Source organism: Rubrivivax gelatinosus (assembly GCF_004340905.1).
GTDB classification, from domain to species: Bacteria; Pseudomonadota; Gammaproteobacteria; order Burkholderiales; family Burkholderiaceae_C; genus Rubrivivax; species Rubrivivax gelatinosus.
This window is the reverse complement of record NZ_SLXD01000007.1, coordinates 154,283-176,824: the sequence shown is the minus strand read 5'-3', so window position 1 is coordinate 176,824 and position 22,542 is coordinate 154,283. Positions and strand designations below refer to the sequence as shown.

The window sequence follows — 22,542 nt, the reverse complement described above, 5'->3', positions numbered from 1 at the left end:
CTGCCGCGGCAGGAGCCTCCGATGCGCCGCACCACCGCCCTGCTCGTGGCCGCCGCCGTGCTCTGCGGCTGCGCCACGGCTCCCGACACCGCCTCCAGCGAACCGCCCCTGCTGCTCGACGGCGCCTTCGCCGCGCCCGCACGCATGCCCGATGCGGGCGCCGTGTTCGCCGCTGACGAGGCGATGCGCCGCGACCTCGACCTCGCCTCGCTGCGCCGCAGCGACGACCCCCGCCGCACGCTGGTCGAACGGCTCTACCGCCGTCAGTCGCTCGCGCTGGACTATGAAGGCGCCACGCGCACCGCGGCCGAGACCTTTGCCGCGCGCGCGGGCAACTGCCTGTCACTGGTCGCGATGACGGCGGCGTTCGCGCGCGAGGCGGGGCTGCCGGTGCGTTTTCGCGCCGTCGCGGTCGACGAGAGCTGGAGCCGCAGCGGCGACCTGCTCGCCCTCAGCGGCCACGTCAACGTCTCGCTCGGCTGGCCGGTCGGCCACACGCACGTGCTGCGCAACAACGAGACCTCGCTGGTGGTGGACTTCATCCCCGGCGAGCAGATCGACGGCCTGCGCTGGCGCGCGATCTCCGAATCCACCGTGCTGGCGATGTTCATGAACAACCGCGCCGCCGAGGCACTGGCCGACGGCCGGCTGGACGACGCCTACTGGCATGCGCGCGAGGCGCTGCGCCAGGACCCGCACTTTTCTGCCGGCCACAACACGCTGGCCATCGTCTACCGCCGGCGCGGCCTCGCCGATGCCGCCGAGGCCGTCTGGCGCAGCTTGCTCGAACGCGAGCCGGCCAACCGGAGTGCGCTCGCCAACCTGGCGTTGATGCTGGACCAGGAGGGCCGGACCGGTCAGGCCCGGGAGCTGAGCGCACGCCTGCGGTCGCTGGAGACGGCGCCGCCCTTCCACTGGTTCGATGCCGGACTCGAGGCCCTGCGCACCGGCGACCTGCGCCGCGCCCGGGAGCTCTTCGCGCGCGAGGTCGACCGCGACGCCGGCTACCACGAGTTCCATTACTGGCTCGCGCGCACCGAACTGCTGCTGGGCCGCAGGACCCAGGCCTTGCGCCACCTGGAACTGGCGCGCCAGACCGGCCCGACGCCGCAGGTGCAGTCGCTTTACGCCGCCAAGCTCGAGCACCTGCGGGCCGAACGTTCGCTGCAGTGAGCCCGTCTGCGCCAGATCGGGGCGGCGGCATGCGGCTTGGGCGATGATCGGGCGTCCCGCGAACCGCGCCCGAACCTTGAAGTCCCCCACGCCCCACGCCCCCGCCCGCACGCTGTGCACCGACTGCGGCGTCTCGCGCAGCAGCGACCCGCGCCGCTGCGGCCGCGCCTGCCAGTTCATCCAGCCCGACTACGCTGCGATGGAGACCCGCGTGCAGGGGCGGCCACGCGACCCGCAGCGGCCCGACGAGCTTCACTTCGGCCCCTTCCGCCGCATGTGGCGCGCGGCGCTGAAACGCCCGTCCGAGGGCGCGCAATGGACCGGCATCACGACGCGGCTGGCCGAGCGCCTGCTCGAGACGGGCGCCGTCGACGCCGTGCTGACGATGGCCCCCGACCCCGAGGACCGCTGGCGCCCGGTGCCCACGCTGGTGACGAATCCCGGCGACCTGGCGCGCTGTCGCGGCATGCGCATGGGCTACGCGCCGCTGCTGTCGCTGCTGGAGCCGGCGGTGGCCGCCGGCCACAAGCGCCTGGCGGTGATCGGCATCCCGTGCCAGGTCTACGCCTTGCGGGCGCTGGAGCAGGAGCTGGGGCTGGAGCAGCTCTACGTCATCGGCACGCCGTGTTCGGACAACACGACGACCGAGAACTTCCACCGCTTCCTCGGCCTGCTGACGCCCAAGCCCGAGTCGATCACCTACCTCGAGTTCCGCGCCGACTACCACGTCGAGATCCGCTTCGACGACGGCCGCCAGCGCCGCGTGCCCTTCCTGCAGCTGCCGCTGTCGCAGCTGCCGAGCGACTTCTTCCCGCTGACCTGCCGCAGCTGCGTCGACTACAGCAACGTGCTGGCCGACATCACCGTCGGCTACATGGGCGGCGAAGGCGAGCAGTGGCTGCTGGTGCGCAACGAACGCGGCGAGAAGATCCTCGGGCTGCTCGGCGACGAGGTGCGGCTGTCCGAGCCCGGCAGCGCCGGCAAGCGCGAAGGCCCGGTCAAGGGCTTCCTCGCGAACACCGAACGCGCCGCCGGCGGCCTGCCGCTGCGCCGCATGCCGGCCTGGCTGCGGCCCATCGTCGGCTGGCTGATGCCCCGCGTGGGCCCGCGCGGGCTGGAGTTCGCGCGCGCGCGGCTGGAGATGAAGGCCGTCGAGACCGTGCTGCATCTGCGCCGCGAGCAGCCGGCGAAGATGAAGAACATGGTGCCGCCGCACGTCTGGCAACTGGTCCGGCCCTACGGGCTGGAGCCCCGGGCCGACGAGACGCCCCCGCCGCGGCCCTGATCCGCCGCCAGGGGGATGAGGGCGGACTCTCCCCCTAGAATGGGCGGGTGCCTGCCCGATCCGCCGTCGCCGCGCCCAACGCGACCTCGCACGACCGAGGGCGCCGCCGCCTGATCGCGGCCGCCGCCGGCGCCGCGCTCGCCCCCTGGGGCGGTGCCGCCAACGCGATGGAAGCCCCGGCCGGCCCGGTGGTGCTGACGCTGATCGGCCGCGTGCTGTCGCCGAACTTCGGCGCCCGCGCCGACTTCGACATGACGATGCTCGAGCGCCTGCCGCAGACGAGCTTCACGACGCGCACGCCCTGGTACTCGACGGCACGCAGGTTCACCGGCCCGCTGCTGCGCGACGTGCTGGCGATGGCGTCGGCGCGCGGCAGCCAGCTGCGCGCGATCGCGCTCAACGACTACTGGGTCGACATCCCGTTCGACGACACCGCGCGCCACGACGTCATCGTCGCGCGGCTGCTCGACGGGCGCCCGATGGCCGTGCGCGACAAAGGCCCCTTGTTCGTCATCTACCCGTTCGACTCGAACGAGGAACTCCGCACCCCCGTCTACTACAGCAGATCGGCATGGCAGCTGCGGACGATCGAGGTTCGTTAGAACCCACGATACCCACTGCGCGGCGTGGTCGCGCGACCTGGCTCGGCGTTCTGGGCGCCGGGCTGATCTTGGCCCTGCTGGCAGTGGCCTGGCTGCAGGTGCGCCAGGCGGCGCTGCTGCGCCAGGCCGTCGAGGTCGCCGACGACGACGCCGTGCTGCTGGTCTACCAGGCCGAGACCGAGTACCTGCGCCTGCGCGACGAGTGGAGCCGCTCGATCGACCCGCGGCGCGTGCTCGACACCGCGGCGCTGCAGCTGCGCTACGACATCTGGATCAGCCGCGTCGGGCTGCTGCACAACGAGCGCATCGCCCGCATCCTCGCCGACGAGACCGAGTTCGCCGAGACGCTGCTGCGCATGGACCGTTTCATCCGCCGCGCCGACGTGGTCTTCGGCGCACAGGACGGCCGCCCGCCCGGCCGCGACGATCTGCTGGAGCTGGAGCCCGAGCTGATGGCGCTGGGCCAGGAGATCCACGGTCTGTCGCTGCGCGCGGCGCACCACGTCGGCGAGCAGATCGCCCGGCGCAACGCGACGGTGCAGCACCACAACATGATCGGCATCGGGCTGACCGTGTCGCTGTCGGCGCTGACGCTGGCCTTCGCGCTGCTGGCGCTGCGCCAGATGCGCCAGCTCGACCGCCGCCGCGCCGCGCTGGAGGAGCTGGCCGAGCACCTGCGCCAGGCGCGTCGCGACGCCGAGGCGGCGAGCGAGGCCAAGAGCGCCTTCCTGGCCAACATGAGCCACGAGATCCGCACCCCCTTCCACGGCCTGCTGGGCATGCTCTCGCTGCTGCGCGAGACCGGGCTCAACCAGCAGCAGGTGGGCTATCTGCGCACCGCCACCGAGTCGGCAGACCACCTGCTGGCGATCCTCAACGACATCCTCGACATGTCGCAGCTCGAGTCCGGTCGCATGGTGCTGACGTCCACGCCGGTGGAGCTGCGCGCGCTGCTGCGCGACGTCGAGGCGCTGATGCGGCCGCAGGCGCATGCCAAGTCGCTGGCGCTGCACATCGCCGCCGACCCGGGCCTGCCCGAGCGCGTGCTCTGCGACGCCACGCGCGTCAAGCAGGTGCTGTTCAACCTGCTGTCCAACGCGATCAAGTTCTCCGACCGCGGCGCCGTCGTGCTCGACGTCCAGGCGCGTGACGGCGAGGGCGCGCCGGAGCTGTTGTTCAACGTCACCGACCAGGGCATCGGCATCGACGAGGCGACGCTCGGCACGCTGTTCCACCGCTTCGTGCAGGGCGACAGTTCGCGCTCGCGACGCCACGGCGGCACGGGGCTGGGGCTGGAGATCTCGCGCAACCTCGCGCGGCTGATGGGCGGCGACATCACCGTCACCAGCCAGCCGGGCAAGGGCAGCTGCTTTCGCTTTCGCATGCCGCTCAAGCCGGTGGCCGCCGGCGTCGCCGTGCGCCCGCAGCTGGGCGAAGCGCCGCCGCCGCCGCGGCCGCTGCGCGTGCTGGTCGCCGAGGACCACTTCGTCAACCGGCAGTACATGGGCGCGCTGCTCGAGCGGCTGGGCCACGCGGCCGTGTTCGCCGCCAATGGCCGGGAGGCCGTCGAAGCGGTGCTTGCCGCGGCCGCGCAGCCCTTCGACATCGTGCTGATGGACCTGCACATGCCGGAGATGGACGGCATCGCGGCAACCCGCGCCATCCGCGCCATGCCCGACCCGAGCGCGGCGACGGTGCCGGTCGTCGTGCTGACCGCCGATGCCTTCACCGAGACGCGCGACCGCTGCCTCGTCGCCGGCATGAACGACTTCCTGACCAAACCGGTCAGCCCGCAGAAGCTGGCGGCCTCGCTGCGCCGCTTCTTCGGCAGCACCGGGGCCGGCGACTTCCCGCCCGAGCCGGCCCCCGTGGCGCCACCCGGCACCGCCGATGACAGCCCGCCGCTGATCGACCGGACGGCGATGGATCTGGCGCTGCAGGCGATGCCGCGCGAACGCCTCGCGGCCCTGGTGCACAGCTTCCTCGACCAGGGGCCGCAGCTCGTGCAGCGCTTGCGCGCCGCGGTGCGCGACGCCCAGCCGCTGGAGCTGCGCGTCAACGCCCACGCCGCCCGCGGCGCGGCGCTGAACCTCGGCCTGGCCGCGCTCGCGTCGACCGCCGAGACGCTGCACGAGGGTGCGACGCATCTGCCGGCGCACGAGATCGCGCGCCACGTGCAGCGTTTCGAGGACCTGCTGCCGGCCACGCGCGACGCCGCGATCGCGGCCGGCCTGCCCCAGCCGGCCGACGCCGCCGCCGTCTGAGACGGTGACGGAACCCGCCCTGCCCGGCTCGCCCCTGCGGGTTCGTTTGCAGCTTCTGAGCCGGGCCGACCGGGTCTCGGGCTCGACTTCGTTGCAAATGCGAATTATTCGCATGTAAGATGGTTCATGGCTTCGCCGAAGCCGCAGAACCCCAGCATGCAGCCCGCGTCCAGGTGCCCCGGTGCATGCCCCGCCGAGGAGCCCGCCATGACCGTCCTTCCGCCCGCCACCGCCCGTCTGCCGGAGCGCTGAGATGGGCCCCGCCGAGACCCAGGCCGCAGTGCGCCACTGGCAGCGCATCGCGATGCACATCCGTCTCGGGCTCGAGCCCGACGAGCCACGCCTGCTGTGCGCCTACCACCACCAGGGCGAGCGCCTCGTCGCCGCCTACCGCCAGCGCGCCTGGACGGTGCACGAACGCATGCTGCGCCTGCTGCTGGACACCGCCGAAGACGCGCTGCTGCCGGTGTGCTGGCGCATGACCTGCCTGGACGCCGCCAGCCGGCCGCTGGCGCGCCTGGGGCCGCTGGTGGCCGACGACGGGCAGGCCGAGCGCCTGCAGGCGCTGGCGGCGCGGCTGGCGCGCTTCACGCTGCGGCCGGTCGACCGCGCCGAACCGTGAACGGCCTCGGCGCCCCGCGCCCGTCGGCCGGGCTGCGGCCGCTGCAGTGGCTGGGGGTGGCCCTGTGCGGCGGCGGGGCCGTGATCGTGCTGAGCGACGCCTGGCGTGCCGTCGCGGTGACGCCGGCGATCGTCGAAGCCGGCGCGCTGGGCGCCGCCGCGGCGCTGGCCACCGCGCTCGGGGTGCTGCCGCTGCTGCTGGCGCGCGCGCCGGCGCAGCGAACCCAGGACACGCTGCTGGGTTTCGGCGCCGGCGTGATGCTGGCCGCCACCTGCTTCTCGCTGCTCAACCCGGCGCTGGAGGCGGCGCGCGCCGCGGGCCTCGCGCCCTGGGCTCGGGCCACCGGCATCGGCGCGGCGCTGCTGGTGGGCGCCGGCGGCCTGATGCTGCTGGAACACCTGCTGCCCCACGCCCACGCGCTGGGCGAGCACGGCGGCGACCGGCCGCGCCGGGTGCTGCTGTTCGTGCTCGCGATCGTGTTGCACAACATCCCCGAAGGCCTGGCGATCGGCGTCGCCGCGGTCGGCGCCGAGGCGGCGCGCGCCACGGCGCTCGCCGGAGGCATCGCGATCCAGGACGTGCCCGAAGGCCTGGTCGTCGCGCTGGCGCTGCACGCCGCGGGCATGAAGCGCACGCGGGCGGCGCTGCTGGGTGCGGCCTCGGGGCTGGTCGAGCCGCTGGCCGCCGTGGCCGGCGCTGCGGCGGTGGCCGGAGCGGCCGCGCTGCTGCCCTGGGCGCTGGCCTTCGCTGCCGGGGCGATGCTCTTCGTCGTCAGCCACGAAGTCATCCCCGAGTCGCACCGCCAGGGCCACGAGCGCTGGGCCACGGCCGGGCTGATGCTCGGCTTCGTGCTGATGATGGTGCTGGACACGGCGCTCGCGTAGAGCGCCGGGCCTTCAGACGATGACCGGCTCGGGCTCCAGCCGGATGCCGAAGCGGCCGTAGACGCTTTCCTGGATCGCACGCGCCAGCGTCACGACCTCGGCGCCGCTGGCGCCGCCGCGGTTGACCAGCACCAGCGCCTGGCGTTCGTAGACGCCGGCGCGGCCCACCGACTTGCCCTTCCAGCCGCAGGCGTCGATCAGCCAGCCGGCGGCGAGCTTCACGCTGCCGTCGGGCAGCGGGTAGCGCACGATCTCGGGGTCACGGTCGATGATGTCGCGGCACTGCTCGGCGCTGACCACCGGGTTCTTGAAGAAGCTGCCGGCGTTGCCGATCACCGCCGGATCGGGCAGCTTGGCGCGGCGGATCGCGCAGACCCAGTCGAAGATCGTGCGTGCGTCGGGATGGGTGTTCCCGGTCTCGGCCATCTTGCGTTCCAGGTCCAGGTAACCGAGCGCCGGCACCCAGGGTTTGGGCAGGCGCAGGCGCACGCGCGTGACGACGCTCTTGCCGGCCAGGGCCTGCTTGAAGACGCTGTCGCGGTAGCCGAAGCGGCACATCGCCGCGTCCAGCGTCACGCTGCGGCCGGTGACGAGGTCGACCGCGTCCAGCGAATGGAAGCGGTCCTTCAGCTCGACGCCGTAGGCGCCGATGTTCTGCACCGGCGCGGCGCCGACGGTGCCGGGGATCAGCGCCAGGTTCTCCAGCCCGGGCAGGCCCTGCTCCAGCGTCCAGGCCACCAGGTCGTGCCAGCGCTCGCCGGCGCCGGCCTCGACGATCCACGCGTCCCCGGTCTCGGCCACCAGGCGCCGGCCCTCGATCTCGATCTTCAGCACGACGGCGTCGACGTCGCGCGTCAGCACGAGGTTGCTGCCGCCGCCGAGGATCAGCTTGGGCGCGAGGCCGAACTCGGGGTGGTCGACGACGCGGCGCACGTCGGCCTCGCTGCGCACACGCACCAGCGTGCGGGCGACGGCGGGCAGACCGAAGCTGTTGTGTTCGCGCAGCGACACGCGGGATTCGATCTGCAGCGGGGAGGCGACGGGGGACATGGCAGAATTTTCCCATGCCCAGCTTTGATACCGTCCTCGAGCCCAACCTGGTGGAACTGCGCAACGCGGTCGACCAGGCGAACAAGGAAATCGGCAACCGCTTCGACTTCAAGGGGTCGAGCGCGAAGGTCGAACTCACCGAGAAGTCGGCCAAGGAGCGCGAACTCGTGCTCTACGCCGACAGCGACTTCCAGGTCGACCAGGTGCGCGACGTGCTGCTCGCCCGCCTGGCCAAGCGCGATGTCGACGTGCGTTTCCTCGATCTGTCCGCCAAGCCGCAGAAGCTCGGCGGCGACAAGCTCAAGCTCGTCGTCAAGGTCAAGGCCGGCATCGACGCCGAACACGGCAAGAAGATCCAGCAGGCACTCAAAGCCAGCAAGCTGAAGGTGCAGGGCGCGATCCAGGGCGACGCGGTGCGCGTCTCGGGCGCGAAGAAGGACGACCTCCAGGCGGCGATGGCGCTGCTGCGCAAGGAGATCGCCGACCTGCCGCTCACGTTCAACAACTTCCGCGACTGATGAACGCCGCCGGCCGTCGCCAGGCGCTGCGCATCGCGGCAACGCTCCTGGCCGCGGCCGTGCTGCCGGCCGCCGCGCAGGACGTCTCGCTGGCCGGCCAGATGGGGCGCAAGGCGCTGCTCGTCATCGGCGGCCAGCCGGTGACGCTGGCGGTCGGCGAGAGCGCACGCGGCGTCAGGCTGCTGCAGCTGGACGCCGACGGCGCGGTCGTCGAAGCCGGCGGCCAGCGCCTGGTGCTGCGCCCCGGCGGCGGCACGGCGCGGGTGGCCGGCAGCGGCGGCGTCGTCTCCGGCGCGCGCGAGATCGTCATCCCGGTCGGCCCCGGCGGCCACTTCGTCACCCAGGGTGCGATCAACGGCCGCCCGGTGAACTTCATGGTCGACACCGGCGCGACGCTGATCGCGCTCGGCCAGGCGGAGGCCGAACGCCTGGGCATCCCATGGCGCAGCGGCGAACCGGGCGTGGTGCACACCGCCAACGGCAGCGCGACCGCCTACCGCGTGACGCTGTCGCGCGTGCGTGTCGGGGAGGTCGAGATCACCCACGTGCAGGCCGTCGTGCTGCCCCAGGCGATGCCGATGATCCTGCTGGGCAACAGCTTCCTGTCGCGTTTCAGGATGCAGCGCGACAGCGACGTCCTGCGCCTCGAAGCCCGCTGAAGCCGCTGTCCCGGCAGGGACAAGGCGGCTCCAAACCCGCGTGCTACAACGAGCCGGCCACCGAGAGCCGGCCGCCCACGGCCGCGAGGAGACGACGATGGACCTCGAGTTCACCGAGGAAGAACAGGCGTTCCGCCAGGAGGTTCGCGCCTGGATCGGCGCGAACCTGCCACCCGACATCCGCGACAAGGTGCGCGCCGCGCGGCCGCTGTCACGCGAGGAACACCAGCGCTGGGCCAAGATCCTGGGCCACAAGGGCTGGCTGGCCGCCGGCTGGCCCCGTGCCTTCGGCGGGCCGGGCTGGAACGCGGTGCAGAAGCACCTGTTCGAGGAGGAATGTGCGCTCGCCGGAGCGCCGCGCATCATCCCCTTCGGCCCGGTGATGGTGGCGCCGGTCATCATGGCCTTCGGCTCGCCCGAGCAGCAGCGGCGTTTCCTGCCGGCCATCGCCAGCGGCGAGGTCTGGTGGAGCCAGGGCTACAGCGAACCCGGCGCCGGCTCGGACCTGGCGTCGCTGAAGACACGCGCCGAGCGCCGCGGCGACACCTACGTCGTCAACGGCCAGAAGACCTGGACGACGCTGGCCCAGCACGGCGACTGGATCTTCTGCCTGGTGCGCACCGCCAGCGACGGCAAGCCGCAGGCCGGCATCAGCTTCCTGCTGATCGACATGAAGAGCCCCGGCGTCAGCGTGCGCCCGATCGTCATGCTCGACGGCGAGCCCGAGGTCAACGAGGTCTTCTTCGACAAGGTCGAGGTGCCGGCGGCCAACCTGATCGGCGAGGAGAACAAGGGCTGGTCCTACGCCAAGCTGCTGCTGGCGCACGAACGCACCAACATCGCCGAGGTCAACCGCTCCAAGCGCGAGCTCGAACGGCTGAAGGCGCTGGCCCAGGCCGAAGGCGTCTGGGACGACGCCCGGCTGCGCGACCAGATCGCGCTGCTGGAAGTCGACATCGTCGCGCTGGAGATGCTGGTGCTGCGCGTGCTGTCGGCCGAGAAGAGCGGCAAGCAGAGCCTGGACATCGCGGGCCTCCTGAAGATCCGCGGCAGCGAGATCCAGCAGCGCTCGGCCGAGCTGCTGATGCTCGCCGGCGGCCCCGGCACCGTGGCGCGCCGCGACGAGGCCGCCGACGCCTCGGCCGCCGGCTGGCAGCACGACGCGCTGGCGCCGCTGATGGGCAGCTACTTCAACCTGCGCAAGACGACGATCTACGGCGGCTCCAACGAGGTGCAGCGCAACATCGTCGCCCAGACCGTGCTCGGGAGCTGACGCGATGGACTTCGATTTCACCGACGACCAGCAGGCGCTGCGCGAAGCCGTGCGGCGCTGGGTGGACAAGGGCTTCGGCTTCGAGCGCCGCCACGCGCTGGCCAAGGCCGGCGGGCATTCGCGCGCCGTCTGGGGCGAACTGGCCGAACTCGGGCTCGCCGGCCTGGCGGTGCCCGAGTCGCAGGGCGGGCTGGGCTTCGGCCCGGTCGAGGCCATGCTCGTCAACGAGGAACTCGGCCGCGGCCTGGTGCACGCGCCGTGGACCAACGCCGCGCTCGCCGTGCCGGCGCTGCTGGCCGCCGCGCCCGAGGCGCTGCAGGGCGAGTGGCTGCCGCGCATCGCCGACGGCTCGGCACTGGTGGTGCTGGCGCAGCAGGAGCGCGCCGCACGCTGGCGGCTGGAGCGGCCGGCGACCCGCGCCGAACGCCGCGGCGACGGCTGGGTGCTGAGCGGCAGCAAGATCGTCGTGCCGGCCGGCGACGAGGCCGACGCCTTCGTCGTGCCGGCGCGCATCGCGGGCAGCGACGGCGACCGAACCGGCATCGGCCTGTTCGTCGTCGAAGCGGGCGCGGCCACGATCACGCCCTACCCGACGCAGGACGGCGCGCGTGCTGCCGACTTGCGCTTCGACGCCGCACCGGCCGCGCTGATCGCCGAAGACGGCCTCGAGCGCCTGGAACACGCGGTCGACATCGGGCTCGCCGGCGTCGCCGCCGAAGGTGTCGGCCTGATGGACCGGCTGCTGGCGATGACCGTCGAGTACCTGAACACGCGCCGCCAGTTCGGCGTGCCGATCGCCAGCTTCCAGGCACTGCGCCACCGCGTCGCCGACGCCAAGATGCAGCTCGAACTCGCACGTTCGATGAGCTATTACGCGACGCTCAAGCTCTGCGCGCCGGCCGCCGAACGCCGCCGCGCCGTCGCCCAGGCGCGTGTGCAGCTCGGCCAGGCGATGCGTTTCGTCGGCCAGCAGTGCATCCAGATGCACGGCGGCATCGGCGTCACCGACGAGTACGCCGGCAGCCACTACTTCAAGCGCCTGACGGTGCTGGAGCTGGCCTTCGGCGACACGCTGCACCACCTCGGCGAAGTCTCCGCACGCATGGAAGACAGCGCCGGCGTCTTCGTCTGACGCAGCGCGGCGAAGGCGGGCCCGCCGCTACAGTCGCGGCATGCCTGCCCCCCACGCCACGCTCGACGCCCTGACCGACGTCGCCGGCCTCGCCGTCGGCCACCACACGCTGGCCGACGGCCTGAGCGGCTGCAGCGTCGTGCTCTGCCCCGAAGGCTCGGTGGCCGGCGCCGACGTGCGCGGCGCCGCGCCGGGCACACGCGAGACCGATCTGCTGCGCCCGGAGAACACCGTCGAGGCCGTGCACGCGCTGCTGCTGGCCGGCGGCAGCGCCTACGGGCTGGACGCCGCCGGCGGCGTGATGCGCTGGCTGGAAGAACGCGGCCGCGGCGTCGCCGTCGGCCCGGCCATCGTGCCCATCGTGCCGGCGGCGGTGCTGTTCGACCTCTGGCTGCGCCCGGCCGCGCGCCCCGACGCCGCGGCGGGTTACGCCGCCTGCGAGGCGGCGCTGGCCGGCGCCTTCGAGCGTGGCAGCGTCGGCGCCGGAGCCGGCGCCAGCGTCGGCAAGCTCTTCGGGCCGCAGCACGCGATGAAGGGCGGCATCGGCACGGCCTCGCGCCGCGCCGGCGGCGTGACGGTGGCGGCGCTGGTGGCGGTCAACGCCGTCGGTGACGTCGTCGACCCGGCCAGCGGCCGCCTCGTCGCCGGCGCACGCAGCGCCGACGGCCGCAGCCTGCGCGACACCGTCGCCTGCTACCTGGCCGGCGAACACGCCGCCGCGCCGCTGGCCGGGGCGACGACGATCGGCGTCGTCGCCACCGACGCGCCGCTGACCAAGGCCCAGGCGCAGCGCCTGGCCACCGCCGGCCACGACGGCCTGGCGCGCACGATCCGCCCGGTGCACACCGCCAGCGACGGCGACACCTTGTTCGGCCTGTCCACCGGCCGCGGCCCGGCGGCGCCGGCCACGCTGCTGCACGTGCTGGCCGCCGAAGCGGTGGCCGCCGCGGTGCTCGACGCGCTGCGTTCGGCCACCGGCCTGCCCGGCCTGCCGTCGGCGCGAGAATTCGCCCCCTGATGAAACTCGAACAAATCCTCTTCACCCAGGGCTTCGGCACACGCCGCGTCTGCGCCGGGCTGGTCGACTGCGGCGCGGTGCGTGTCGGCGGCCAGGTCGTCGACGATCCGTCGGCCGACTTCGACACCGCCGGCCTCGTCTTCGAGGTCGACGGCCGCGAGTGGCCCTTCCGCCAGCCGGCGCTGGTGATGCTGCACAAGCCCGCCGGCTACGAGTGCTCGCAGAAACCCCGCCACCACCCCAGCGTGATGAGCCTGCTGCCGCCGCCGCTGCGCACGCGCGGCGTGCAGCCGGTGGGCCGGCTCGACGAAGACACGACCGGGCTGCTGCTGTTCACCGACGACGGCAAGCTGATCCACCGCCTCACCAGCCCCAAGCACCACGTGCCCAAGGTCTACGAGGCGACGACCAAGCACCCCGTCGACGAGGCCACCGTGCAGCGCCTGCTGGCCGGCGTCGTGCTCGACGACGACCCGCAGCCGGTGCGCGCGCTGCAGGCCGGATGCACCGGCCCGAACGCGCTGCGCCTGGTGCTCGCCGAAGGCAAGTACCACCAGGTCAAGCGCATGGTCGCCGCCGCCGGCAACCGCGTCGAGGCCCTGCACCGCAGCGCCTTCGGTGCGCTGACGCTGCCGGCCGACCTGGCGCCGGGGCGCTGGTGCTGGGTCGAGCCCGAGGCGATCTTCGCCGGCGCTTGAACGAGAATCCGCGGCCATGCGCGTTTTCAGAGGATTCGACCACCCCGGCCTGCGCGAGGCCGGCTGCGCGCTGACGATCGGCAACTTCGACGGCGTGCACCGCGGCCACCAGGCGATGCTGGCGATGCTCGTCAACGAAGCCCGCCATCGCGGCCTGGCCTCGTGCGTGATGACCTTCGAGCCGCACCCGCGCGACTTCTTCGCGCGCCGCGCCGGCGACCCGGCACGTGCGCCGGCGCGCATCGCGACGCTGCGCGACAAGCTGGCCGAACTGGAGCGCTGCGGCGTCGACCACGTCGTCGTCGCGCGTTTCGACGAGCGCCTGGCGTCGCAGTCGCCCGAGGCCTTCGTCGAGCAGGTGCTGCTGCGCGGGCTGAACGCGCGCTACGTGCTCGTCGGCGACGACTTCCGCTTCGGCGCACGCCGCGAAGGCACGTACGCGATGCTCGACGATGCCGGCACCCGGCTGGGTTTCGACGTCGCGCGCATGCTGAGCTACGAGGTGCACGGGCTGCGTGTGTCGAGCTCGGCGGTGCGCGAGGCGCTGGCGCGCGGCGACATGAAGCGCGCCGCGGTGCTGCTGGGCCGGCCGTATTCGATCAGCGGCCACGCGATCCACGGCCGCAAGCTCGGCCGCGAACTGGGTTTCCGCACGCTGAACCTGCGTTTCCCGCACCCGCGGCCGGCGGCCGCCGGCATCTTCGTCGTGCGCGTCTACGGCCTGGCCGAACGCGCGCTGCCCGGCGTCGCCAGCCTGGGCACGCGGCCGACGGTCGAGAACGCCGGGCGCGTGCTGCTGGAGACCCACTGCCTCGAGTGGCCGCTGGGCCCCGAGGCCGGCTACGGCCGCGTGCTGCGGGTCGAGCTGCTGCACAAGCTGCACGACGAGCGCCGCTACCCGTCGCTGGACGCGCTGCGCGAGGGCATCGCCCAGGACGAGGCCGACGCGCGCGCCTGGTTCGACGCGCAGCCGCGCTGACTCAGAAGCGCCGCCCGAGGCCGAATCCCAGGCTCCAGCCGGTCTTGTCGGTGACCGAAGGCCCGTCGGCCGCCGGCCCGAGCAGGCGCCGCAGCGACACACCGGCCAGCGCCACCCAGTCCTCCGACAGCTGGTGGCGCAGCCCGAGCACCGTCTGCAGGTCGCGCAGCCCGGCGCCGGGCGTGTAGACGGGGTAGCCGGTGGCGGCGGCCTGCCCGGCGTCGATGCCGTAGTAGCTCTGCATGTAGCGGCGGTCGGCGGCCGTCAGCCGCAGCGACGCGTTCCAGCGTGTGCGCGGTGCCAGCGGGCGCTCGCGCGACAGGCCCAGGTCGACGAAGGAGCCGCCGCCGCGGCCCAGCAGGTCGGGGCTCCAGCCGCCGGACAGGCGCCAGCCTTCGTCGAGCCGCCAGCTCGCGCCCAGCCGCGCACGCACGGTCGCCCGCACGTCGCCCAGGCCTTCGAGCGCCGGCTCGTCGTCGTCGCGGCCGCGGTCGTAGCGCAGCGAGAGATTGGTGCGCAGCCGGCTGCCGCTGCTCAGGTCCAGCCCCAGGCCGCGCGTCACGTCGTCGGCACGGCGGATCGCGAAGGCGCTGGCGTTGCTGGCGGTGAGCCGCCCCCAGCGCAGGTAGAAGCCGGGTTCGAGCGTGGTGTCGGGGCCGCCGCGGCCGTGGTGTGAACTGCCCCAGGAGGCGAGCAGGCCGATGGCGCCTTCGAAACGCCGCGGCGGGGCGTCGTCGTCGTCCGGTTCCTCCGCCGCCGCATCGGGTGCGACCGGGGGCGGCGCCTCCTCGCCCCATGCCGCGGCCGCGACGAGCAGCGTCAGGGCCAGCGCCGGCGGACGGGAGCGGAGCTTCAAAGCAGCGCCTCGGTAGAATCGGCTGATGCGATTGTCCATCGTTCGGCTCGACCCGTCGTGGCGGAACACCTCCACGCGGCGGCAGACGACGCGCGACCGAATTACGCGCACACGGCGCCTTCGCGCCTGACCGCCCCGCCGTCCCGCGCCGTGCCCGCACGCGCGCCCCGACGAACGCTTATGCACCGCCCCCGCACCGCCCGGTGCCGACCGACATGACCGACTCCACGAAAGCCGCCGCGCCCGACTACCGCGCGACGCTGAACCTGCCCGACACCCCGTTCCCGATGCGCGGCGACCTCGCCAAGCGCGAGCCGGCGTGGATCAAGAGCTGGCAGGACGAAGGCCTCTACAAGCGCCTGCGCGACGCACGCTGCGGCAAGCCGCTGTTCGTGCTGCACGACGGCCCGCCGTACGCCAACGGCGCCATCCACATGGGCCACGCGGTCAACAAGGTCCTGAAGGACATGATCGTCAAGGCGCGCCAGCTCAAGGGCTTCGACGCCCAGTACGTGCCCGGCTGGGACTGCCACGGCCTGCCGATCGAGAACGCGATCGAGAAGAAACACGGCCGCCACCTGAGCCGCGACGACATGCAGGCCAAAAGCCGCGCCTACGCCACCGAGCAGATCGCGCAGCAGATGGCCGACTTCAAGCGCCTGGGCGTGCTCGGCGACTGGGAGCACCGCTACGCGACGATGGACCCGGCCAACGAGGCCGGCGAGATCCGCGCCTTCAAGCGGGTCATCGAACGCGGCTTCGTCTACCGCGGCCTGAAGCCCGTCTACTGGTGCTTCGACTGCGGCAGCTCGCTGGCCGAGTTCGAGATCGAGTACGCCGACAAGAAGAGCCAGACGCTGGACGTCGCCTTCCCGGCGGCCGAACCCGACAAGCTGGCCGCCGCGTTCGGCCTGCCGTCGCTCGCCAAGCCGGCCTTCATCGTCATCTGGACGACGACCGCCTGGACCATCCCGGCCAACCAGGCGCTGAACCTGAACCCGGCGCTGGACTACGCACTCGTCGACACCGAACGCGGCCTGCTGGTGCTGGCCGAGTCGCTGGTCGAGAAGTGCCTGGCGCGCTACGGCCTGCAAGGCACGGTGCTGGCGACGACGAAGGGCGAGAAGCTCGGCGGCCTGAACTTCCGCCACCCGCTGGCCGACACCGACCCGGGCTACGAGCGCCTGAGCCCGGTGTATCTCGCCGACTACGCCACCGCCGACGACGGCACCGGCATCGTGCACAGCGCGCCGGCCTACGGCCTGGACGACTTCAACTCCTGCGTCTCGCACGGGATGAAGACCGACGAGATCCTGAACCCGGTGCAGGGCAACGGCTGCTACGCCGCCGACTTCCCGCTCTTCGGCGGCCAGAACATCTGGAAGGCGGTGCCGGTCATCCTCGACACGCTCAAGGCCGCCGGCCGGCTGCTCGCCACCGAGACCATCACCCACAGCTACCCGCACTGCTGGCGCCACAAGAGCCCGGTGATCTACCGCGCCGCGGCGCAGTGGTTCATCCGCATGGACGAAGGCGAGGGCGTCTTCACGAAGGACAAGGCGCCGCAGTCGCTGCGCCGCATGGCGCTGGACGCGATCGAGGCGACGAGCTTCTACCCCGAGAACGGCCAGGCGCGGCTGCGCGACATGATCGCCAACCGCCCCGACTGGTGCATCAGCCGCCAGCGCAGCTGGGGCGTGCCGCTGCCTTTCTTCCTGCACAAGGAAACCGGCGACCTGCACCCGCGCACGATGGAGATCCTCGACCAGGCCGCCGACATCGTCGAAGCCGGCGGCATCGAGGCCTGGAGCCGCACGACGGCCGAGCAGATCCTGGGCGCCGAAGACGCCGCGCTCTACACCAAGAGCAGCGACATCCTGGAGGTCTGGTTCGATTCCGGCTCGACCTTCTGGCACGTGCTGCGCGGCCAGCACCCCGAGGGTTATCACAAGGAAGGCCCGGAGGCCGACCTCTACCTCGAAGGCCACGACCAGCACCGCGGCTGGTTCCACAGCTCGCTGCTGCTGGCCAACGCGCTGTACGGCCGCGCGCCGTATCGCGGCCTGCTGACGCACGGTTTCACCGTCGACAGCCAGGGCCGCAAGATGAGCAAGAGCCTGGGCAACGGCATCGAGCCGCAGAAGGTCTCGTCGACCCTGGGCGCCGAAATCATCCGCCTGTGGGTCGCCGCCAGCGACTACTCGGGCGACATCGCCGGCGACGACAAGATCCTGGCGCGTGTCGTCGACGCCTACCGCCGCATCCGCAACACGCTGCGTTTCCTGCTCGCCAACACCTCGGACTTCGACGCCAGGACCGACGCGATCGCGCCCGAGGAACTGCTCGAGATCGACCGCTGGGCGCTGGCGCGCACCGCCGAGCTGCAGGCGGAGATCCTCGCGCACTACGAGGTCTACGAGTTCCACCCGGTGGTCGCCAAGCTGCAGGTCTTCTGCAGCGAGGACCTGGGCGCCTTCTACCTCGACGCGCTGAAGGACCGGCTGTACACGACGGCGCCCAAGTCGCTGGCCCGCCGCAGCGCCCAGACCGCGCTGGCGACCATCACCCAGGCGATGCTGCGCTGGATGGCGCCGTTCCTCAGCTTCACCGCCGAGGAGGCCTGGAAGCTGGTCGGCACGACGCCGTCGATCTTCACCGAGACCTACCTCGATTTCCCCACGCCCGACGCCGAGTTGCTGGCGAAGTGGGCGCGCATCCGCGCCGTGCGCGAACGCGTCAACAAGGAGATCGAGGCCGTGCGCACGACCGGCGCGGTGGGTTCCTCGCTGCAGGCCAACGTGACGATCGCCGCGCCCGCCGACCAGCTGGAATTGCTGAAATCGCTAGGCGACGACCTACGCTTCGTGCTGATCACCTCCAAGGCCGTGCTGGCCGCCGCCGACGAGCTGCAGGTGACGGTGACACCGTCGTCCGATACCAAGTGCGAACGCTGCTGGCACTGGCGCGACGACGTCGGCCACGACCCGGCGCACCCGGGACTGTGCCGCCGCTGCACGAGCAATCTGTACGGCGAAGGCGAGACCCGGACCGTCGCCTGAACCCTCGTCCCCGGGGCGCCCTGCCCCGGGGGCTCCCGTGCCGGTTCGCCGGCCATGTGCTAGAAATGCATCGCCGCTCGATGCCGCTGGGCAAAGGGGGGGCGGCGACGCATGGCCGTGAGCACCAACAGCCGGAGCACCGGCGCCTTGCAGCACCCGGGACGGTTCGTGATCGGCTGGCCGTTCGCGCTGATTGCCGTCGTGCTGGCACTGCTGACGGCCGCCGTCACGGTGCGCGAGTTCGACCGCGAGCGCCGCAACGCCGCCGCCGAGTTGCGTGCCGTGGCCGGCTTGCGGGCGACCCAGGTGGAGGACTGGCTGCGCGAGCGCCGCGGCCTCGCGCGTTTCCTGGCCTCCAGCCCGATGCTGGCCGAACTGCACGCCAGCGCCGTCGATGCCGGCGGCCAGGCGGCGCGGGACATGCTGCGCCGCCGCCTGGACCAGCTGCGCGAGGTCGCCAACGCCGAGGACGCGCTGCTGCTGTCGGCCTCCGGCGAGCTGATCGCCCGCGCCGACGACACGCCGATGGCCGGCGGCGTCGGGCCCGAAACGGGCGATGCGATCGGGCGAGCGCTGGCCAGCGGCCAGCCGCAGCCGACGACTTTCTACCGGGCCGAGGAGGAGAGCCAGGCCATCGCGCTGGACATCGTGCTGCCGCTGACGGCCACCGGCATCCCGGCCCGTGCACTCGTGGTGCTGCGGCTGGACCCCCGCCAGGATCTGTTCCCGCTGCTGCACGAGTGGCCGACGCCGCGCTCGGGTGCACGATCCTCGCTGTGGCGCCGCGACGCAGACCGCCTGGTGGCGATGAGCGACCTGACGCGGGAGCACGATGCCGCGCTGCGGGTGACGCGCACGCTCGGCCAGGGCGACTTCGTGCTTGCCCGCGTGGTCGGCGGCGCGGCCCGCGATGGGGAGCCGCTGCGTGGCCTGGACGAACTGGGCGTGCCGGTCACCGCGCTGGCGAGCCCGTTGTCGGTGCCGGACTGGTGGCTGCTGCTCGAACTGGACCAGCGCGAGGTCGATGCCGCAGCCTGGCGCAGCGCGGGCGGCTCGGTGGTGCTGCTGGCCCTGGCGCTGCTGGCGCTCTACGCCACCACGCGCAGCCTGTCCAACCGCGACGCGCTGGCGCGCGCCGAACGCGAGCGCGCCGAGGAACGCGAGCGCTTGCGCGCGCTGCAGATGCTCGACGCGGTGGCCGACAACGCCGGCGAGACGATCTTCGCGAAGGATCTCGAGGGCCGCTATCTCTTCGCCAACCGCGTGGCCTGCGAGCGCACCGGCCTGTCGCGCGACGCGTTGGTCGGCCGGTTCGACGCGGAGATCTTTCCGCCCGCCGTGGCCGAGGCCTTGGTCGCCAACGACCGCCGAACGATCGAACGAGGCCTGCCGACCAACTTCGAACAGACCCTGCCGACGCCGGCCGGCACGCGCCACCTCGCGGTGACGAAGGCGCCGCTGCGTGACGGCGACGGACGCATCGTCGGCCTGGTCGGCGTGGCCAGCGACATCACCGAGGCGCGCCAGGGCGAACAGGCCCTGCGCGAGAGCGAAGCCCGCTTCCGTTCGGTGTTCGAGGTGCTCAACGAGGGCATCATCGTGCGCACCCCCGACGGCACCATCGTCGACGCCAACCCGGCCGCCGAACGGCTGCTGCAGCGCCCCGTCGACTGGCTGCGCGGCCGTCGGCTGCTGGACACCGGCTGGATGCCGGTCGACGAGAACGGCGAGGACTCGCCCGAGATCCTGGAGCAGCTCACCGACGTGGTGATGGCGCGCAGCGAAAGCCGCGACGCCGAAGTCCACCTGCGCAGCCACGAGGGACGCTTGCGCTGGTTCCGCGTCAACGCCGAGCCGGTGCGCGACCCGCACGACGGCCGGCTGCTGGCCATCGTCGCGTCCTGGGACGACGTCACGGAGCGGCGCGAGACGACCGAGGAACTGAGGCGCCACCGCCTGCACCTGCAGCAACTGGTCGAGGAGCGCACCCGGGAGCTCAAGCACGCGATTGCCGGGCTGGCCGAGGCCGAACGTTCGGCGCGCATGATCGCCGACAGCCTGCCGGGCCTGGTCGCCTACTGGGACCGCGACATGTGCTGTCAGTTCGCCAACCGCGGTTACTGCGAATGGTTCGGGCTGACGCAGGAACAGATCCTGGGCAGGCCGATGGCCGAGCTGCTCGGGCCTGAGTTCGTGCGCGAGCAGTCGGCGCTCATCGCCGCCGCGCTCGAAGGCGAGATGCAGCGTTACGAACGCAGCATGTCGCGCCGCGGCGACCCGAAGGACCTGCTGGTGCACTACGTTCCTGACCGGCGCGGCGACGTGGTCAACGGCTTCTACGTGATGGCCATCGACATCTCGGCCCAAAAGCGCGCCGAGGCGGCACTGCAGCAGCTCAACGAGGAACTCGTCTTGTCGCGCGACCGCGCCGAGGCGGCGAGCCGCTCCAAGAGCGCCTTCCTGGCCAACATCAGCCACGAGATCCGCACGCCGATGAACGCGATCATCGGCCTGGCGCACCTGATGCTGCGCGACGCGCACGAGGACACCGCGCGCGAGCGCCTGGGGAAGATCCGCAGCCAGGCCCAGCACCTGCTGCAGATCCTCAACGACGTGCTGGACCTGTCGAAGATCGAGGCCGGGCGGCTGGAGCTCGAGGCGATCCCCTTTTCGCTGGACGCATTGCTGGCGCGGGCCTTCCAGACCGTCGCCACCGACGCGCAGCGCAAGGGGCTGGAGCTGGTGCTGGACACCGACGACGTGCCCGACCGCCTCGTCGGCGACCCGACGCGGCTGCTGCAGTCGCTGCTGAACCTGCTGTCCAACGCGGTGAAGTTCACCGAACACGGCTGGGTGCGGCTGCAGGCCCGGCGTACCGAACGCAGCGACGGCCGCGTGCTGGTGCGCTTCACGGTCGCCGACACCGGCATCGGCATCGCGCCGGAGCGCCTGGGGGCGCTGTTCCAGGCGTTCGAGCAGGTCGACAGCTCCACCAGCCGGCGCCACGGCGGCACCGGCCTGGGCCTCGCCCTGACGCGGCACATGGCGTCGATGATGGGCGGCGAGGTGGGAGCCGACAGCACCCCCGGCGTCGGCAGCCGCTTCTGGTTCAGCGCCTGGCTGGCGCTGGACGGCGGGCTGCAGGCGCAGCCCGCACCGCGCCTGGCCGGCATGCGGGCGCTGCTGGCCGACGATCTGCCCGAAGCGCGCGAGGCGCTCGCCGACCGCCTGCGGCAGCTGGGCATGGCCGTGGACCTGGCCGACTCGGGAGAGTCGGCGCTCGAACTGGCGCGCGCCGCCGGCGAGGACGACCGGCGCTACGACCTGCTGCTGCTGGACTGGCGCATGGGTGAACTGGACGGCATACGCACGCTGCAGCAGCTGCGCGGGTGCCCCGCCGCCGCGCAAGCCCCCGCCGTGCTGGTGACGGCCTTCGACGACGAGACGATGCGCCGCGAAGCCCAGGCCGCGAGCTTCTCGGCCGTGCTGCTCAAGCCGATCGCGGCGTCGACGCTGCACGACACCCTTCAGCACGTGCTGCGCTCGGCCGGCGTCGAACCCGCCGCCCTGCCGCATGCCGCAGGGCAGGCCGAGAGCCAGCTGCGCGCCCGCGGCAGCGCGCGCCCGCTGCTGCTGGCCGAGGACAACCCGATCAACCAGGAGGTGGCGCTGGAGCTGCTGCGCACCGTCGGGCTGGAGGTCGACCTCGCCGCCAACGGCCGCGAAGCGGTGCGCCTGGGCCTGGCCCGCGACTACGCCGCGGTGCTGATGGACATGCAAATGCCGGAGATGGATGGTCTCGAAGCCACGCGCGAACTGCGCCGTGCCGGCTTCTCGGCACCGATCCTGGCGATGACCGCCAACGCCTTCGGCGAAGACCGCGCCGCCTGCCTGGCCGCGGGCATGAACGACCACGTCGCCAAGCCGGTCGACCCGGAGACGCTGTACACGGCGCTGCTGCGGTGGCTGCCAGCCGCAGGCGCCGCAGCCCGCGCTGCAGCCACGGCCTCGGCCGCCCCGGCCGGGGGGTTCGTCGAACGCCTGGCGGCGCTGGGCGAGATCGACATCGACGCCGCGATGCGGCTGGTCAGCGGGCGGCCCGGGGTGCTGCAGCGCCTGACGCGGCGCTTCGCCGAGGTCTACGCCGCGGGCATGCCCGCGCTGGTGGCCCCCGGGGGCGACGAACGGCTTGCCGCCTGGAGCAGTGCCGCGCATTCGCTGCAAGGGGCCTGCGGGGCGATCGGCGCGCATGCGCTGCAGCGCCAGGCACGCGAGCTCGAGCATGCCGCCCGCGACGCCGAGGACGCTCCCCGGCTGGCCGAGCAGGCACGCGCACTGCACGAGCGCGTCGTCGCGCTGTCGGCACGCCTCAACGAGCTGCTCGACGCCTGAAGCGTCCGGCACGCGGGCCGCGTGCGGCCCGCGATACAGTAGCGGCCCGCCCGCCGGCCCCGGCGGTGGTCCCACGCC

General features: G+C 72.7%; 17 protein-coding genes. 15 read left to right on the top strand and 2 right to left on the bottom strand.

Features of this window, described 5'->3' with window-relative positions; all coding sequences use genetic code 11:
- Window positions 1-21 precede the first annotated feature (21 nt).
- The 6 genes from EV684_RS12620 to EV684_RS12595 all read left to right on the top strand — a co-directional run bounded on the left by EV684_RS12620 (window position 22) and on the right by EV684_RS12595 (window position 6,830).
- Window positions 22-1,173, top strand: a complete 1,152-nt coding sequence (locus EV684_RS12620; protein ID WP_132647636.1) for a tetratricopeptide repeat protein — start codon at window positions 22-24, stop codon at window positions 1,171-1,173.
- 76 nt (window positions 1,174-1,249) lie between these two features.
- On the top strand, window positions 1,250-2,458 hold the full coding sequence (locus tag EV684_RS12615) for a Coenzyme F420 hydrogenase/dehydrogenase, beta subunit C-terminal domain (protein ID WP_242478452.1): 1,209 nt from the start codon (window positions 1,250-1,252) through the stop codon (window positions 2,456-2,458).
- Window positions 2,459-2,505: 47 nt separating this feature from the next.
- Window positions 2,506-3,060 carry a hypothetical protein gene (locus EV684_RS12610; protein ID WP_132647634.1) on the top strand — a complete coding sequence of 185 codons (555 nt, stop codon included), beginning with the start codon at window positions 2,506-2,508 and terminating at the stop codon, window positions 3,058-3,060.
- A 68-nt stretch (window positions 3,061-3,128) separates the two neighbouring features.
- A complete protein-coding gene (locus EV684_RS12605; RefSeq protein ID WP_242478451.1) occupies window positions 3,129-5,324 on the top strand; it encodes an ATP-binding protein in 2,196 nt (731 codons plus the stop codon).
- A 253-nt stretch (window positions 5,325-5,577) separates the two neighbouring features.
- On the top strand, window positions 5,578-5,946 hold the full coding sequence (locus tag EV684_RS12600; protein WP_132647633.1) for a hypothetical protein: 369 nt from the start codon (window positions 5,578-5,580) through the stop codon (window positions 5,944-5,946).
- Entirely contained in the window at window positions 5,943-6,830 is an 888-nt protein-coding gene (locus EV684_RS12595) for a ZIP family metal transporter (RefSeq protein ID WP_132647632.1), read from the top strand. Before EV684_RS12600 ends, EV684_RS12595 begins: the two co-directional genes overlap by 4 nt.
- Before the next feature lie 12 nt (window positions 6,831-6,842).
- On the opposite strand, the gene murB is transcribed toward EV684_RS12595, so the two are convergent.
- The gene (gene murB / locus EV684_RS12590) at window positions 6,843-7,880 is read right to left on the bottom strand and encodes a UDP-N-acetylmuramate dehydrogenase (protein ID WP_200222308.1); all 1,038 of its coding nucleotides are present in this window, start codon (window positions 7,878-7,880) and stop codon (window positions 6,843-6,845) included.
- Between the two features lie 14 nt (window positions 7,881-7,894).
- Between murB and EV684_RS12585 the strand changes: the two genes are divergently transcribed.
- From EV684_RS12585 to EV684_RS12555, 7 genes are all read left to right on the top strand, one after another.
- On the top strand, window positions 7,895-8,398 hold the full coding sequence (locus EV684_RS12585) for a YajQ family cyclic di-GMP-binding protein (RefSeq protein WP_132647631.1): 504 nt from the start codon (window positions 7,895-7,897) through the stop codon (window positions 8,396-8,398).
- Entirely contained in the window at window positions 8,398-9,057 is a 660-nt protein-coding gene (locus tag EV684_RS12580; protein ID WP_132647630.1) for a retropepsin-like aspartic protease family protein, read from the top strand. The genes EV684_RS12585 and EV684_RS12580 overlap by 1 nt, the downstream gene beginning before the upstream one ends.
- 97 nt (window positions 9,058-9,154) lie before the next feature.
- Entirely contained in the window at window positions 9,155-10,330 is a 1,176-nt protein-coding gene (locus EV684_RS12575; protein WP_132647629.1) for an acyl-CoA dehydrogenase family protein, read from the top strand.
- A gap of 4 nt (window positions 10,331-10,334) precedes the next feature.
- Window positions 10,335-11,462 (top strand): acyl-CoA dehydrogenase family protein, encoded by a 1,128-nt coding sequence (locus EV684_RS12570; protein ID WP_132647628.1) that lies wholly within the window; start codon window positions 10,335-10,337, stop codon window positions 11,460-11,462.
- Between the two features lie 40 nt (window positions 11,463-11,502).
- Complete coding sequence (locus EV684_RS12565) at window positions 11,503-12,480, top strand: P1 family peptidase (protein ID WP_132647627.1); 978 nt, start codon at window positions 11,503-11,505, stop codon at window positions 12,478-12,480.
- Window positions 12,480-13,178, top strand: a complete 699-nt coding sequence (locus tag EV684_RS12560) for a pseudouridine synthase (protein WP_132647626.1) — start codon at window positions 12,480-12,482, stop codon at window positions 13,176-13,178. Before EV684_RS12565 ends, EV684_RS12560 begins: the two co-directional genes overlap by 1 nt.
- Before the next feature lie 16 nt (window positions 13,179-13,194).
- Window positions 13,195-14,157 (top strand): bifunctional riboflavin kinase/FAD synthetase, encoded by a 963-nt coding sequence (locus EV684_RS12555; RefSeq protein ID WP_132647625.1) that lies wholly within the window; start codon window positions 13,195-13,197, stop codon window positions 14,155-14,157.
- 1 nt (window position 14,158) lies between these two features.
- On the opposite strand, the gene EV684_RS12550 is transcribed toward EV684_RS12555, so the two are convergent.
- A complete protein-coding gene (locus EV684_RS12550; RefSeq protein ID WP_132647624.1) occupies window positions 14,159-15,013 on the bottom strand; it encodes a MipA/OmpV family protein in 855 nt (284 codons plus the stop codon).
- 215 nt (window positions 15,014-15,228) lie between these two features.
- Here EV684_RS12550 and ileS point away from each other — a divergent pair, with 215 nt between their 5' ends.
- Both ileS and EV684_RS12540 read left to right on the top strand, forming a co-directional pair.
- Complete coding sequence (gene ileS, locus EV684_RS12545) at window positions 15,229-18,072, top strand: isoleucine--tRNA ligase (RefSeq protein ID WP_132647623.1); 2,844 nt, start codon at window positions 15,229-15,231, stop codon at window positions 18,070-18,072.
- 111 nt (window positions 18,073-18,183) lie between these two features.
- Window positions 18,184-22,464 carry a PAS domain-containing protein gene (locus tag EV684_RS12540; RefSeq protein WP_132647622.1) on the top strand — a complete coding sequence of 1,427 codons (4,281 nt, stop codon included), beginning with the start codon at window positions 18,184-18,186 and terminating at the stop codon, window positions 22,462-22,464.
- Window positions 22,465-22,542: the final 78 nt, after the last annotated feature.

What these genes read in the sequence shown, in the direction of transcription:
- EV684_RS12620 (WP_132647636.1), top strand. Translation starts at nt 22, where the DNA reads ATGCGCCGCACCACCGCCCTGCTCGTGGCCGCCGCCGTGCTCTGCGGC.
- EV684_RS12600 (WP_132647633.1), top strand. Translation starts at nt 5,578, where the DNA reads ATGGGCCCCGCCGAGACCCAGGCCGCAGTGCGCCACTGGCAGCGCATC.
- murB (WP_200222308.1), bottom strand. Translation starts at nt 7,880, where the DNA reads ATGTCCCCCGTCGCCTCCCCGCTGCAGATCGAATCCCGCGTGTCGCTG.
- EV684_RS12585 (WP_132647631.1), top strand. Translation starts at nt 7,895, where the DNA reads ATGCCCAGCTTTGATACCGTCCTCGAGCCCAACCTGGTGGAACTGCGC.
- EV684_RS12580 (WP_132647630.1), top strand. Translation starts at nt 8,398, where the DNA reads ATGAACGCCGCCGGCCGTCGCCAGGCGCTGCGCATCGCGGCAACGCTC.
- EV684_RS12575 (WP_132647629.1), top strand. Translation starts at nt 9,155, where the DNA reads ATGGACCTCGAGTTCACCGAGGAAGAACAGGCGTTCCGCCAGGAGGTT.
- EV684_RS12570 (WP_132647628.1), top strand. Translation starts at nt 10,335, where the DNA reads ATGGACTTCGATTTCACCGACGACCAGCAGGCGCTGCGCGAAGCCGTG.
- EV684_RS12565 (WP_132647627.1), top strand. Translation starts at nt 11,503, where the DNA reads ATGCCTGCCCCCCACGCCACGCTCGACGCCCTGACCGACGTCGCCGGC.
- EV684_RS12560 (WP_132647626.1), top strand. Translation starts at nt 12,480, where the DNA reads ATGAAACTCGAACAAATCCTCTTCACCCAGGGCTTCGGCACACGCCGC.
- EV684_RS12555 (WP_132647625.1), top strand. Translation starts at nt 13,195, where the DNA reads ATGCGCGTTTTCAGAGGATTCGACCACCCCGGCCTGCGCGAGGCCGGC.
- ileS (WP_132647623.1), top strand. Translation starts at nt 15,229, where the DNA reads ATGACCGACTCCACGAAAGCCGCCGCGCCCGACTACCGCGCGACGCTG.
- EV684_RS12540 (WP_132647622.1), top strand. Translation starts at nt 18,184, where the DNA reads ATGGCCGTGAGCACCAACAGCCGGAGCACCGGCGCCTTGCAGCACCCG.